At 62.9% G+C, this 14,425-nt stretch carries 11 protein-coding genes; 9 read left to right on the forward strand and 2 right to left on the reverse strand.

All coding sequences use genetic code 11. The annotated features are described in order from the left end of the window. Positions 1-26: 26 nt before the first annotated feature. Positions 27-1,142, reverse strand: a complete 1,116-nt coding sequence (locus tag ACQK2L_RS17005; protein WP_425398226.1) for a polysaccharide biosynthesis/export family protein — start codon at positions 1,140-1,142, stop codon at positions 27-29. Between the two features lie 186 nt (positions 1,143-1,328). On the opposite strand from ACQK2L_RS17005, the gene ACQK2L_RS17010 reads away from it, so the two are divergent. The 9 genes from ACQK2L_RS17010 (at position 1,329) to ACQK2L_RS17050 (ending at position 10,912) form a co-directional block, all read left to right on the forward strand. Then, complete coding sequence (locus ACQK2L_RS17010) at positions 1,329-2,648, forward strand: lipopolysaccharide biosynthesis protein (RefSeq protein WP_425398227.1); 1,320 nt, start codon at positions 1,329-1,331, stop codon at positions 2,646-2,648. Positions 2,649-2,734: 86 nt separating this feature from the next. Further along, complete coding sequence (locus ACQK2L_RS17015; protein ID WP_425398228.1) at positions 2,735-3,991, forward strand: O-antigen ligase family protein; 1,257 nt, start codon at positions 2,735-2,737, stop codon at positions 3,989-3,991. Positions 3,992-4,114: 123 nt separating this feature from the next. Then, positions 4,115-5,386: a glycosyltransferase family 4 protein gene (locus ACQK2L_RS17020; RefSeq protein ID WP_425398229.1), complete on the forward strand. Its 1,272-nt coding sequence runs from the start codon at positions 4,115-4,117 to the stop codon at positions 5,384-5,386. Further along, on the forward strand, positions 5,383-6,555 hold the full coding sequence (locus ACQK2L_RS17025; RefSeq protein WP_425398230.1) for a DegT/DnrJ/EryC1/StrS family aminotransferase: 1,173 nt from the start codon (positions 5,383-5,385) through the stop codon (positions 6,553-6,555). The genes ACQK2L_RS17020 and ACQK2L_RS17025 overlap by 4 nt, the downstream gene beginning before the upstream one ends. A 4-nt stretch (positions 6,556-6,559) precedes the next feature. Continuing rightward, positions 6,560-7,228: a GNAT family N-acetyltransferase gene (locus tag ACQK2L_RS17030; protein ID WP_425398231.1), complete on the forward strand. Its 669-nt coding sequence runs from the start codon at positions 6,560-6,562 to the stop codon at positions 7,226-7,228. An 11-nt stretch (positions 7,229-7,239) separates the two neighbouring features. After that, positions 7,240-7,950 carry a sugar transferase gene (locus ACQK2L_RS17035; protein ID WP_425398232.1) on the forward strand — a complete coding sequence of 237 codons (711 nt, stop codon included), beginning with the start codon at positions 7,240-7,242 and terminating at the stop codon, positions 7,948-7,950. A gap of 37 nt (positions 7,951-7,987) precedes the next feature. Beyond that, complete coding sequence (locus tag ACQK2L_RS17040) at positions 7,988-9,109, forward strand: DegT/DnrJ/EryC1/StrS family aminotransferase (protein WP_425398233.1); 1,122 nt, start codon at positions 7,988-7,990, stop codon at positions 9,107-9,109. A 31-nt stretch (positions 9,110-9,140) separates the two neighbouring features. Beyond that, positions 9,141-9,962: a transketolase gene (locus ACQK2L_RS17045; RefSeq protein WP_425398234.1), complete on the forward strand. Its 822-nt coding sequence runs from the start codon at positions 9,141-9,143 to the stop codon at positions 9,960-9,962. Then, complete coding sequence (locus ACQK2L_RS17050; protein WP_425398235.1) at positions 9,959-10,912, forward strand: transketolase family protein; 954 nt, start codon at positions 9,959-9,961, stop codon at positions 10,910-10,912. The genes ACQK2L_RS17045 and ACQK2L_RS17050 overlap by 4 nt, the downstream gene beginning before the upstream one ends. Before the next feature lie 55 nt (positions 10,913-10,967). Here ACQK2L_RS17050 and ACQK2L_RS17055 read toward each other — a convergent pair whose 3' ends face one another. Continuing rightward, complete coding sequence (locus tag ACQK2L_RS17055) at positions 10,968-14,378, reverse strand: S8 family serine peptidase (RefSeq protein ID WP_425398236.1); 3,411 nt, start codon at positions 14,376-14,378, stop codon at positions 10,968-10,970. Positions 14,379-14,425: the final 47 nt, after the last annotated feature.

Raw genomic sequence — 14,425 nt, forward strand, 5'->3', positions numbered from 1 at the left:
GTCGACTGCAGCAATACGGGAGCGGGTTAGAACGACAGCAGATTGCCACCGACACCAGCGGTGATGCGGAACACGTGGCTGAAGGTATCAACAACTTGTGTAAGCGGGGTTTGCTCTACACTCACGAGGTCGCCCGGCGCCAGGCGAAGGTTTTCGTCGCCGTTTACCTTGGCTTGGGCCATGCTCAACTGGATGACGCGGGGCTCGACTTCCCCGTCCATGCGGCGAATGACGAACACCTTATCGGCCACCGGCGAGCTTTGTCCGCCAGCCAGGGCAATCGCGTCGAGCACGTACAGGTCTTGGTCGCGTGGCATCTCGAATTGGTTGGGCTGTCGTACCAAGCCGGCCACGTGGATCACACGTTTCTCCGCCGGGTGCACCATGACGACGTCCTGGTCGCCGACACCAAAGTCGGACGGTGCTTCGTCGAGCTTCGCCAGGTCGATGCGTTCGGTTCGCGCCTGTGGCGCGTTGAGCTGAGGCGCGTTGAACGACGCCAACTGAATATTCGACTCGCCGGTCGGCGGCTTGTTTTCTGCCAGGAAGCTGGTCGGCTGGCGAAGCACTTCGACTTCGGTGCCGGCTTCTTCGGTGAACCCGCCTGCTGCGGCGATGGCGGCCACCAGGTTGCTCGCGCTCTTGGGCACCTCGTGCGTGCCGGGTTCGGCCACGGCGCCAAGCACGGTGATCTTGTTCACCGCGCGCTGTGCGATGCTCACGGTGACTTGCGGATCGCGGTAGATGCCTCGCTCGATGGCGGCCGCACGAACCAGCTCGGCCGCTTGTTGTTCGTCCAAACCGGCGACTCGCACGGGGCCGACTAGCGGCACGTTAATCGCTCCATTGTCGCCCACGCGGGCAGGTTTGCTGGCGACTTCTTCTTCCAGCCCGCTCAGCACGGTCACGTCGAGCAAATCGCCGGGCGCGAGCTTCGAGGTGCCGCCGACCATGGTCGAAAGTTTGGCCAGCGACATATTTGGCGCACCTTGCGAGGCTTCGGCGCGAAGCTCGGGTGGCAGGCTCGAGGCCTGGTAGTGCCCCGATTGGCAACCGGTGGCCGCCAGCACAAGCGCAAGCACTCCCAATAACGCGGAGTGGCGACCGACGAGCAGATGCAATGGTGAGGAGACTGCCTGCATGGATTCGATGCGGGTATGCGTGGGGAAATCTGGGTACCGGGCGGGTAAGTACAACAATCATGACGACCTTGGCAAGAGAGATTGCCCGTCATTTGATCCGGCGCGTCGCGAGTTGCCCTTGACCCAACTGCCTCCGGTGAACGACCATCCGCGCTTTGCCCCCCGTACGCACGCTGAGTGGTTCGATTGATAGCACTTGCCCGTAAACTCAGGTCCGCCACGTCGAGCGGCTTTCTTGCGAAAGCGGCCCGTCTGGCGTCGGGGCATGCCACCGGTTACGCGGTGACTTTCGCCCTGTCGCCAGTGCTGGCCCGAATTTACGGGCCAGAGGCCTTCGGCCTGTACGCCCTGTTTGTGCTGGCGCTCAGCACGCTGGGCCCAGTCGCCACGTTGCGATTCGATCAAGCGATTCCGTTGGCTGCCGGCCGCCGCGCGGCTGGAGTGCTGGCATCGCTAGCTCTAGTGGCGACAATGGGCATGGCAATCGTCGGATTGTTGCTGGCGGAATTGGTTTCCGCAGCGCTCGGCCGTTGGGGCATCGGCGTGGGCGACGCGGTGCTGCTGCCGCTGGTGGCCGTTGGGGTGCTTTGCTTCTCGCTGTACCAGATCGTAGCCGGGCTGTTGTTGGGCGACGGGATGTATCGCGAGTTGGCGCGTATGCGAGTAGTGTACGCGCTGATATCGGCGGCGGCACACTTGGCGATTCCATTTGCGATTGGCTCGACGAAGTTGGGACTTCCAGCGGGACAAGCCATTGGGTTCGCCGCGGCTGCCATCTATGGTTGCTTTCAATTGCGACAACAGGGCGTGGTTCGGTTGCCAATCGCGACGCGTACGTTCAAGCGATTCGCCGTTCGCTATCAGAAATTTGCCGTGTTCGGCGTGCCGGCCGCCGTGGTGGCGAACCTCGGCCTGCATGCGCCGGCGCTACTGTTGGCCTTGCTGTTCGGCTTGGAAGCGGCTGGCGTGTTCGCCCTGGCGCAGCGAGTGTTTACCACACCGCTGACGCTGGTGACCAACTCGTTTTCGCGCACTTTTCTGGCCGAAGCTCGCGAGTCGCGACAATCGGGGCGGCTCGAAGAGCTGTTTCGCTCGGCCATCAAGGGCGCGTGCCTGCTTACTGCTCCGCCGATTGCCCTGGTGGCGGTGGTGGCCCCGTGGGCGTTCGGACCGGTATTTGGCGCCGATTGGACGGCCGCCGGCTGGGTTTTTGCGCTGCTCGCCCCGATGGTTCTTGCCTACGTGCTGGCGCAGGTGGTGGGTCCGACGTTCGACATCACCGGGCAGCAAGCCGTGAGACTACGGCAGGAAACGCTGTGCACGCTGCTGGTATGCCTGGGCATCACAGGGGCCTTCCTCATGGGACTGCCGTATTTGGTGAGCATCGCCGGCGGCGCGGTCGGTGGGACGCTCGGTTACGCATTGCTAGTTGCCTCGGCGGCTCGCTACGCCCGCCAGGAAGCCAGTCCAGCAACCCAGCACGCGCCTGTGGGCAAAGCCGCTTAGCATCGACACAAGCTCTATTGCCCCAGCGGGCGGGAATATTCTAGTCTTCCGCACCCCGATCCGCCTTCCTCGCACCCAGTTTCCCGATGCAACCTCGCCCCGCGACAGCATTGTCATTCAATCCGGCCTTCCTGGTAGGTAGCCTACTCGCGCTTTACTTCTTCCTCGGCCGTTGGACTTTCGCCCGACTGCAAGGCGACTACGAACTGGTGCCGCTGATGGAGCAGCCGCGGGTCTGGGCGATTGGCATGATCGTCGTGCTCGCCGCGATTGTGTTCACCGAGGTGCGCCATCGAGGTTCCTACCGACCGCAACCAATCGACACCGTGCTACTAGCGTGGTTTAGTTACCTGCTGATCTCGGCTGTTTGGGCTCCCGACGCAGAGCTGGCCGTGGAGAAGTTTAGCGAGGTTGCGATGCTGTTGGTCGTCACCTTGGCGATCGCGATGATTCGCTCGCCGGATACGCAGGGCCAGGCGCTGTTGGGATTTTGGTGGACCGTGGTGGCGATGGGCGCCGCGATGGGGCTATTGGCATTGTACATGAGCACTGGCGGGCGGGTATTTACGCCGACCGGTGGACCGAACATTTTTGGCCGCAACATGGGCCTCACGGGCATCGGCGCCATGATGCTGGCCACGCGCTGTTTCAGCCTGGCGAAGGTTTCGCTCTACACCATCGTGGTGCTTTCGGCCATTTGGGTGGTGATGTGCGGATCGCGCGGCGCGCTGCTCGCCACTGGCGTGGCGGGCGTGGTGCTGTTTCTCACTGCCCGTACGAATTTCGCTACCAAGATCACCGCTTCGCTGGCGTTTGCCATGGCGGCGATGTTCATGTTCGCCAACACCGAAGCGGGCCGCAACGCGATGGACGTGTTTCGCCATCGCATTCTGCAGCAAACGGTCGAGCAACGTTACACGGCCGATCGCGACGACCTGTTCACCGAAGCAGTCGAACTTGGCATGGAGAAACCAGTGCTGGGGTGGGGCCTCAGCGGTTTTCGCGCGAACAGTTGGACCTATCCTCACAACATTTTCCTCGAAGCGTTTGCCGAAGGCGGTGTCATCGGTGTGGTGCTGTTGTTGTGGCTGTTCTGGAGTTGGTGGAGGGCACTCCGACGGAATCGCTCGGCGATGACCGGAACGACACTAGCCGGTATGGCGCTATTGGTCACTTCGGCATGCTTCAGCGGCAACTTTTACGACAGTCGCGGCGTGTTCCTGTTCCTCGCCATATCGGTCGAGGCGATCGCCTCGAACCGTGTGAGCTTGCCTTCGATGCACTCCAGCGCAGTGCGATCCCCTGCGATGGGCAATGTTTCCGCCACGCCGGCGGGGTCCTGAGCGTTCGCACGAAGTGCGTGTTGCTGCTAGCACTCTTCCGCACGCAAGCGATGTTGGCTTGGCGGCCCGTTTTTCCTATATTCCGCCTCGCCCCCGCTCCCACCTGCCCCGACCCACCCCGCTATGAACGTCTGGCTGCTGCATGTCGGCGAAGAACTGCCCGTGGACGAGAATCCGCGGCTGTTCCGTTACGGTCACTTGGCCGACTCGCTCTCCGCGCGCGGTCACCGTGTGCTGCGTTGGGCGCCCACGTTTCAGCATTTCCGCAAACAGCAGCGGTTTGACCACGACCAACGAGTCGAGGTGAACGACCGCTACACGATCGAGTTGATTCACTCGCCCGGCTACCAACGCAACGCAAGCCTGGCGCGTTGGAAGTCGTATCGCACGCTTGGCCAACGACTCGCCGAGCGCATCGAGCGCGAGTCGCCACCCGACTTGATCGTCACGGGCATACCGTCGCTCGAGTGGTGCAGCGTAGCGGTCGACTACGCCGAACGCCACAACGTGCCGGTGGTGCTCGACGTGCGCGATCTGTGGCCCGATATCTACCTGCATCTGCTACCTAAGACGCTACGACCGCTGGGCGAGTTCGCACTGCAGCCGATTCGAAACCAATTGAAGAACACCTGCCGGCGCGCCACGGCCATCTATGGCGTGTCGCAGTCGTACCTCGACTGGGGACTCGCACACGCCGGCCGTTCGCAAACCGCCGAAGATCGTGTGGTGCCGCTTGGTTATCACCGCCGCCAGCTCGATCCGTCCGAACTCGATGCCCAACTGGCCGATCTGGCGGAAGCGGGCATTCGGGGCGACAAGCATCTGTGCCTGTTTGCGGGCCTCATTGAGCGAATGTACGACGTCGAGACCATCGTGCGGACCGCGCGACTGCTCGAAGAACGCAGGCCTGGCAATTTCCAGTTCGTCATTTGTGGCGACGGCAGCAAACTGCCCGCCGTGCGTCGCGCGGCGGCCGATCTCGAGAGCGTCAAACTGCTTGGCTGGGTGATGCAACCGACCATCCAAGCGTTATTGAGTCTGGCGTCGGTCGGGCTGGCGACGTACACGGCCGGCGCGCCGCAGAGTTTGCCGAACAAGCCGTTCGAGTACATGTCGGCTGGGTTGCCGATCGCAACCAGCCTATCCGGCGAACTACCTGCCCTGCTCCGCCAGCATCGCTGCGGCACCCAATACGAAGCGGGCGATGCGGAGAGTCTGGCGGCGGCCGTGCAGTTCCTGGTCGACGACCAGCGGTACCACGCCGAGATGTGCGCGCGGAGCCGCCAGTTGTTCTTGGAGCGGTTCGACTCGCCGGTGGTGTACGCGGACTTCTGCGACTCGCTCGAGAATCTCGCCGGGCTGCCAAACACTCGAACGCTAGGAGCGGCCGCATGAGTACGACACTCGCTCCCAAACAACGGCTCGGCTGTCGAACTTCGACCAGCGCTCAACCTCAGTCGACCGACCCGTCAACTGCGACGCCGCTCACCTACTTCCGTGGCCGTGTGGCGCTAGCAGCCATCTTGCGCGGACTGGGCATCGGGCCGGGCGACGAGGTGGTGGTGCAGGCTTTCACTTGCGTGGCGGTACCCGAAGGCGTGATGGCCACCGGGGCGAAGCCGGTTTACGCCGACATCGCCGCGGATAGCTTTAACATCGACCCGGAGAGCCTCGCCCGCGCGATCACGCCGGCCACGCGGGCGGTGGTCGCGCAGCACACGTTTGGCATGCCGGCCGAGATGCCGCGGATCATGGAGATCGCCAACCACGCGGGCCTTCCGGTGGTGGAGGACTGCTGCCACGATATGGGCACAACGATCGACGGACAGCCGATCGGGTCATTTGGAGTCGCGAGCTTCAACTCGTTCGAATGGGGCAAGCCGGTTGTCGCCGGTTTGGGTGGCGAGGCGGTGGTCAGCGACGCGGAGTTGCGCCGCCGGCTTGAAGCGGAGTATGCAAACTACACTTTCCCTTCGCGCAAGAAGCAGTTGCAACTCGAATTGCAGTACGCGGCTTTTGGCGTGCTCTACCGCCCGCAGTGGTATTGGCAGGTTCGCAGCGCGTTTCACCAACTGGGCCGCCTGGGTGCGGTGGCCGGCAACTTCCGCAGTGCTGAAGAGTCGCAGGAAGTGTCGCCCGAGTTTTCGCTCCGCATGTCGCAGCGCATGACTCGTCGGGCGATCAAGGGACAGCAGCAGTTGGCCGATATCCGCCAGTATTCCCGCAAGATCACCAACGCTTACCGCCAGGCGATCGACTCGCAATGTGTGCAGCACCCGAGTTTGCCCGCGGCGCCCGACACCTACTTTGCACGCTATCCATTGCGGGTGGCCGACAAGCCGCGGCTGCTAGCAGAGGCCCGGCGGCAGCGAATCGAGCTTGCCGAATGGTACCGCACCGTGATACACCCCCTCGAAGGCGACGAGCTGCGCGCGGTTGGCTACGAACCCGGCAGTTGTCCGCAGGCCGAAAGGCGCGCCGGCGAGATCGTGTCGCTCCCCACCCACCGCCGCACGCCCGACGACTTTCCCCACCGCGCCGCCGAGTTGCTCAACCAACACTAACCGCATGAGTGCACCCGAGCTGCAATTCGAACAACACTCCGGCCCGCTGCCGCGGCCGCTCGCGCAGGCCATCGCGCGGCTGCACATCGAGCAGATTGCCGAGGGGTTCCTCACATCGCTGGGCGAGCGGTTCTTGGTTCACTTATACGATGCAGTGGCCACCTGCGACGACGCGGTGTTGCTGACCGCCCGCGACGGCGACCGGCTGGCAGGGATGATTTGCGGTTCGACTGACACGCGACTCGTGTATCGACACTTTGTCCGCCGCAAGGCGGTGGTGGCCGGCATGGCGGCGCTGCCCAGACTGCTGACCTTCGAGCGGTTTAAGCATGTGTGGGAAACGTGGCGCTACCCGTCGAGCAGCCCGGAACTCGACTTGCCGTCGGGCGAGGTGCTGAACTTTTGCGTTTCGCGAGACTTCCAACGGCGCGGCGTGGGCGTCACGCTGTTTGGTCGACTCACCGAAGAATTGCATCGACTCGGCCTACGCGACTTGAAGATTGTTACCGGCGAGAAGCAAGAGTCGGCACATCGATTCTACGAAGCGGTCGGCGCTGTGCTCGCCCATTGCACCGAAGTACACCGCGGTCAGGCGTCGCGGATTTACTTGTACCCTTTGACCCACCTGTCGGCGCAGGATGCGTCCGACACGCCTTACATCCCCGCTGCCTAAGGACGAATGGAATGTCCAAACGCGTGTTCGACATCGTAGCGGCCAGCTTTGGCCTGCTACTGCTCTCGCCTGTCATGTTATGGGTCGCTTTGTGGATCAAACGCGACTCGCCCGGACCTGTGTTCTATCGCGGCCGCCGTGCGGGACGAGGTGGTATCCCGTTCCAGATGCTGAAGTTCCGTTCGATGGTCACCAACGCCGACAAAATCGGCGGGCCGACCACGTCCGGCAACGACTCGCGGGTGACGCCCAGCGGCCGCTTCGTGCGGAAGTATAAGCTCGACGAGATTCCGCAGCTTATCAACGTGGTGCGCGGCGAGATGAGTCTCGTTGGCCCTCGCCCGGAAGTGGTCGACAAGGTGGAGAAGTACAACTGGAACGAACAACGCATCCTCACGCTGCGGCCCGGCATTACCGATTGGGCTTCGATCTGGAACAGCGACGAAGGGGGCGTGCTGGCCGGCGCGCCGGACCCCGACGACGCTTACGAGAAAGTGATCCGACCCGGCAAGCTGCAACTGCAACTCTACTACGTCGAGAGTCGCACGTTCGCGGCCGACCTGAAGATCATCGCGGCCACGCTGATTCGCATCTTCAAGAAGAGCTACACGCCCGCGGAGATCAAGAGCTACCCGACGTTCCGACAACTACGCGCGAGTGTCGCCCGCCTGGTCGCCACCGAGCAAATCTACCGCGACGAGCCGAACCACCACGCCGCCTAAGACCCTGCCCTCGAACTCTTCCCGCCAAGGTTTCGCCATGACCACCGCCACACTTCGCAAGATTCCCTTCTTCGACTACCCAGCCCTGTTTGCGGCGGACGAGGCCGAACTGGTTGAGATCTTCAAGGACGTCGGACGCCGTGGCGCGTTCATCATGCAGCGGGACTTGGAAGAGTTCGAGCAAAACTGCGCCAAGTTCGTCGGCGCGAAGTACGCCCTGGGCGTTGGCAACGCCACCGACGGACTGCTGCTGTGCATGCGAGCTGCCGGCATCGGCCCAGGCGACGAGGTGATCTTTGCCAGCCACACGATGGTCGCCACGGCCGCACCGATTCACTTCCTGGGCGCCACGCCGGTGGCCGTGGAGTGCGGTGCGGATCATTTGATCGATCCGGCGAGCGTAGCCGCGACGGTGACTCCCAGAACCAAAGCCATCGTGCCCACGCAGCTCAATGGCCGCACCGCCGACATGGACGCCTTGCAGGCGATTGCCGACGAGTACAATCTGTTGATCATCGAAGACGCCGCCCAGGCGTTCGGTGCACGCTACAAGGGCCGCGCGGCCGGCACGTTCGGCCACTCCAGCGCCATCAGCTTCTATCCCGCCAAAACGCTCGGCTGTCTGGGCGATGGTGGTTTGGTGCTCACCAACGACGACGACACCTACCGTCAGATGAAGCTCTTTCGCGACCACGGCCGCGACGAGTCGGGCGACGTGGTCACGTGGTGCCTGAACTCGAGGCTCGACAACCTGCAAGCGGCGTTCTTGGACTACAAACTCAAGAGCTACGACCGGGCCATCGAGCGGCGTCGCGACATCGCCCGAGTGTATCAACAAGAGCTTGGTGAGCTGGCGGAGGTCACCCTGCCGGTCGGTCCCGATGACGATGCCGATCGGTTCGACATCTTCCAGAACTACGAAATCGAAGCCGAACGCCGCGATGAGCTGAAGGCTTACCTGGGCGAGCAAGGAATCGGCACTTTGATCCAGTGGGGTGGCAAGGCAGTGCATCAGTTCCCCAAGCTGGGCGTGAGTGCCACGCTGCCCTTCACCGATGCTTTGTTCCAGAAGATGTTGATGCTGCCGCTGAATCTCGCCCTCTCGGACGACGACGTCCGCTACATCTCGCAGCAAGTTCGCACTTTTTACGGCAAGTAGCCGATCGCGTATTGGACAGGGAGGTCCAACGATGAAACCGAAAGAAGAGCTAGCCGAACTGGCCCGCCGCATCCGCGTGCACGCGGTGCAAATGGCCAACCGCGCCGGCAGTTGCCACGTCGGCAGTTCGCTGTCGATGGCCGAGATTCTGGCCGTCTTGTACGGCGGGGTGATGAATGTCGACCCGACGCATCCCGAATCGCCAAACCGCGACCGCTTCGTGCTGAGCAAAGGCCACGCCTGCGGCGCGCTCTACTCGGTGCTGGCCGAGAGTGGGTTCTTCCCGCTGGAGTGGCTCGAGTCGTTCTTTCAGAACGGCGGCCGGTTGCCGGGCCACGCGACGGCCAAAGGTATCCCGGGCATCGAAGTCTCCACCGGATCGCTGGGGCATGGGCTCCCGATCGCTGTGGGCATGGCGCTCACGGCCAAACGCGACCAGAAGCCGTACCGAGTTTATTGCGTGCTATCGGACGGCGAGTGCGACGAAGGCTCCAACTGGGAAGCCGCCATGTTCGCACCGCATCACAAGCTCGACAACCTGGTTGCCGTGATCGACTACAACAAGATTCAAAGCCTGGGGCACGTCGACGACGTGTTGCCGCTGGAACCCTTCACCGACAAGTGGCAGGCGTTCGGCTGGCAGGTGGTGGAGGTCGATGGGCACTCGATTGACGAGTTGACCTCGACGCTGCGGGCGTTGCCGCTGGCCGCCGGCAAGCCGACCTGCGTGATCGCCCACACTGTGAAGGGTAAGGGCGTCGACTTCATGGAAGACCAACTGCTGTGGCATTACCGCACGCCACGCGGCGAGGAATACACCGCAGCACTCGAGCAACTGGGGGAAGTAGCATGAGAACCACGTTCATCGACACACTGACCGACTTGGCCTACGCCGACCCGCGAATCACGTTGGTGACCGGCGACCTGGGATTTGGCGTCGTGCAAAAGTTCGCCGAGCGATTTCCCGATCAGTTTGTCAACGCCGGCGTCGCCGAGCAAAACATGACCGGCTTGGCGACCGGCATGGCGCTCGCCGGGCGGATTGTGTTTACCTACTCGATTGCCAATTTTCCCACGCTGCGCCCGCTGGAGCAAATCCGCAACGACGCGGCCTACCACAACGCCAACGTGATTGTGGTCGCCGTGGGCGGCGGCATGAGCTACGGAGCGTTTGGCATGACCCACCACGCCACCGAGGATATCGCCATCTTGCGGTCGCTGCCGCAGATGACCGTCATCGCACCCGGCGACCCGGCCGAAACGACAGAGGCCACACGCAAAGTGGGCGAAGGCATCGGACCTGCATATTTGAGGCTCGGCCGTGCAGGCGAGCCGATGGTTCACCAGGGCCCAATCAATTGGCGGTTGGGGAAGGCGTTGGTCACTCGTGAAGGGACCGACGGCACGATCATCTCCACCGGCGCGATGCTTCACACGGCCGTGGCGGCCGCCAATCAACTGGCGGAAACCGCTGGCGTGGAACTGCGTGTGCTGAGCATGCACACCATCAAACCACTCGACAGCGACGCCATTGTCGCCGCCGCCGAAGAGACCGGCGCGGTCATCACGCTGGAGGAACACAGCGTGCTGGGTGGACTGGGCGGTGCGGTGGCCGAAGTGCTGTGCGAAGCCGGAGTGCCCAGCGTGGCGTTCAAGCGAATTGGGCTGCCGTCGCAGTACATCACGGAGGTCGGCGACCAGGACTACCTGCGCGGCGTCCATGGTCTGGACGCGGACAGCGTCGCAGCCACGACTCTGCGGACGCTCGAGAAGAAAAATCGCTCGGCACGTCGCGCGGCGTGAGGGGGTCACGCGAGCCAGACTTTCGCGGACCGCGTGGCGGTCCGGCTAGCATGGTTTAGACCGACACCCAAGCTCCGTAGAGTTTGAAGACGTAGTCGATTGTGTCGCTGCTGGCTTCGTCGTTTCCGGTCTTGTCGCGCCAGCCCTCGACGCGGTCGAAGCCGCGGGCTTCGTTGTAGTAGGTGCTGCCATCGGTGCAGTAAGCACCCCAAGCGGCTGCGTGCACGTCGTCGTCGTTGTACGAATCGTGGAAGATCGCGCGGTCATTGCCATCCGAAGCGTGGGCGATCGTCGTGCCGAAGTCGCGAACGTCGTTAAAGTAGCCGCTGCCCAGCATCACCGCACGCCAGTCCCACGACGCGTAGGTGTCGTCGCCTGCGGTGTCGTAGAACGTGGCGGTGTCGTTGCCCAAGTAGGAGTAGGCCACCGTCGACTCGAAGCTCTGCGCATCGTTCTGGTACCCCGTGCCCGACAGCATGGCGCGGGGGCCCCAAGAGGTGTAGGTGTCGTCGCCGTTGGTGCCGTACAGGTAGGCGCGGTCGTAACCTCCTTCGCCGTACGCAGTGCTGCTACTGAAGTTGCGAACGTCGTGGAAGTAGTTGGTGCTGGTGAGCACCTGGCGGTCGCTCCAGGCGGAGTAGACGTCGGTGCCTGCGGTGCCGTGGAACGTGGCCACGTCGTTGCCGCCGGTCGACCGGGAGAACGTGTAGCCAAAGTCGTGGGCCTCGTTCTGGAAACCAGTGCCAGCCATCGTGGCTTGGTCTTCCCAGCCGGTGAATGTTTCGTCGCCGGAAGTGTCGTAGAAGAATGCCTTGTCGAGCCCGGTCGTCGAGTAGGCGGCCGTGTAGGCGAAGTTGTAGGTGATGTTGTAAAAGCCCGTCGACTGCATGATCGCCCGGTCGCTGTAAGCGGAGTAGGCGTCGTTGGCGACGGAGTCGTAGAAGTAGGCCGCATCGCTGCCGCCGTTGCTGTAGCCGTAGGTGGCGTCGAAGTTGCGACCTTCGTTCGTGAAGCCCGACCCTGTCATGATCGAGCGGTCGCTGTAGGCCAAGTAGGTATCGGAACCGGCGCTGTCGTGGAAGTGCGCCCGATCGGTTCCGGTGCTGGCGATGGCCAGCGTGCTGTCGAAGTCGTAGGTGTCGTTGAAGTAACCGCTGCCGAGCAATACCGCGCGGTCTTCCCACGTGGCGAAGTTGTCGTTGCCCGAGGTGTCGTAGAAGGTCGCATCGTCGTTGCCGCCCGATGCGTAGGTCATCGTACGGTCGAAGCCATTCACCTGGTGCTGGAAGCCCGCTCCAGTGAGCGTCACCTGGTTACTGTAAGCCACCAGGCTTTCGTCGCCGTTGGAGTCGTACAGCCGGGCGGTGTCGTCTCCGCTGCTGGCGTGGACGGTGACGTTTTCGATGTCGCCGGCGGTGGCCGAGTAGCCCGAGCCCGACAGGTTGGTCCAGTTCACACGCACCGTGGCGGTATCGTTGCCGCTGGTGCCGGTGAACGTGATCGCGTCGCTGCCGCTGCCGCCGTTGATGACGAAGTTCGAAACCGCACCGCTGTCGAACGAGTAGTCGACCCCGTTCACCGAGAGCGAATGCGTGCTGCCGGCGGCGAAGCTGTAGGTGTCGCTGCTGCTGGTGCCGCTTACGAACACCTGGTTGCCAACTTGGTTTACCAGATTGGTCAGCTGCACGTCGACGTCGGAGTTGGTGCCCGATACACTCAGGAAGAACTCTTGGCCCGCGGTGCCCAGGTAGTCGACACGCTCGCCGTCGGAAGTCGACGTGCTTTGGTCGACCATCTGCATGCTGCTGTTGTACAGTGCGATGTCGACGTTACCGCTGGCGTGGGCGAAGGCGGCTTCGGCGGTGACGTAGCCGTTCTGCCCGGCCACCACGCGGTACCAAGTGTCGCCCGTGTTACTCATGCCAGTATGCGACTGCTGTCCATCGACGTTGCCCCAGTCGACGTAGGTGAACGTCGACTCGATGGAGACGTCCATGTCATAGTAGCCGAGGCCATCGGACGTGGAGAGGCCCACCGTGTAAGTCTGGCCGGCGGAGACGTTCATCGTCCAGGAATTGCCATCCTGCGTGGCGCTGTGCGCGCCGAAGTCCCATGCGACGTCGAGTTCGTGGCTCTCGCTGGCGCTGAACGTGGCGACGCCGTTGGTGCTGGCGGTGAACGTGAAGTAGTCGCCGTCGGCCAGCGACGAGATCATGCCGGCGATTTGCGTATCGCCAGCGCCCAGCGTGCCGAGATTGTGAGCGGAGCTGCTTCCACCGTAGTCGTCGGTGGGCATCAGCGCGTCGATGGCGGCTTCCATGTTCAGACGCAAGTAGTTCTGACTGGTGGCCGAGTCGTAAAACGAGTCGGCCGTCGCCCGCATGTGATCGTAGATGTCGTCCTGCGTGATATTGGTATAGCCCACCAAATCCATCGCCTGGCGAATGATTGCGCTGGCGCCGGCCACGTACGGTGCGGCCATGCTGGTGCCCGAGGCGTTGCCCCAGTCGTCGTCCAACCCGTTGTTGTTGCCCACGTAGTCGGGCAGCGTGCTGCGGATGAAGCGACCCGGTGCCGCAATGGCGCTAGAGTGGCGCTGGCTGAAGTAGCTCAAGGCGCCGCCGTCGTCGGCGCTCATCACCGGCACGACAAAACTGCTGGCCGCGGGGTAGCTGAGCCCCGGCGTGTTGTACGAGGTGAAGTCGTTGCCGGCCGACACTGAGATGAAAATGCCCAGCTGCTCAATCTGGTTGAACTTGCTCTCGATGTAGCTGTAACCCGTTGGCGGCGAGTCGCTGTTCCAACTGGTGCCGAGCGACAAGTTGATCGCGGTGATCGGATTGGCAAAGCTGTCGTGGTTGTCGATCACCCACTGCAACGCACTGTTCACGTAGCCAAAGTGGCCGTAGCCGTCGTCGTCGAACACGCGGAGGCCCACCAGATCGACGCCCGGCGCGACGCCTTCGTTGTTGCCGGAGTTGTCGCCTGTGCTGCCAATGATGCCGGCGACGTGTGTGCCGTGGAAACCTTCGGGGCCGTCGTCGTACGGATCGGCGTCGTTTTCGGTGAAGTCCCAGCCACCGACCACGCGGTAGTTGGAGCCAAAGCCGCCGCCCAACGCGTAGTGGTCGTAGGCGATGCCGCTATCGATGACCACCACGGTCTGCCCGGTGCCGGAGAAACCGTAGTTGTCCCGCACCGTATCCATTCCGGTGGCGCTGTGGGCGCTGTTGAGATTCTGCTCGACCTGTTCGACGTGCGGCGTGAACTCCTGGAACGAGTCGTGCATCTCCATTGCGGGGAACTCGGAGTCCGTCGTCACGACGGGCGATTCGTCCAGGATGCTGTGATGCGAGATGCCGACATCCATCAATCCATTGAACGGATCGACGGCCATCAGTTGTCGGACTTCCAGTGATTCGACGTTGGTGCGACGAACAGGACGAGGTCGCTCTTTGCGTGACATGATCGCTTCCCCAAAGCGCGGCCGCGGTGTGCGACCCTGGCCAAGCA

Origin of the sequence: Aeoliella sp. (assembly GCF_965227375.1) — a bacterium.
Lineage (GTDB): Bacteria > Planctomycetota > Planctomycetia > Pirellulales > Lacipirellulaceae > Aeoliella.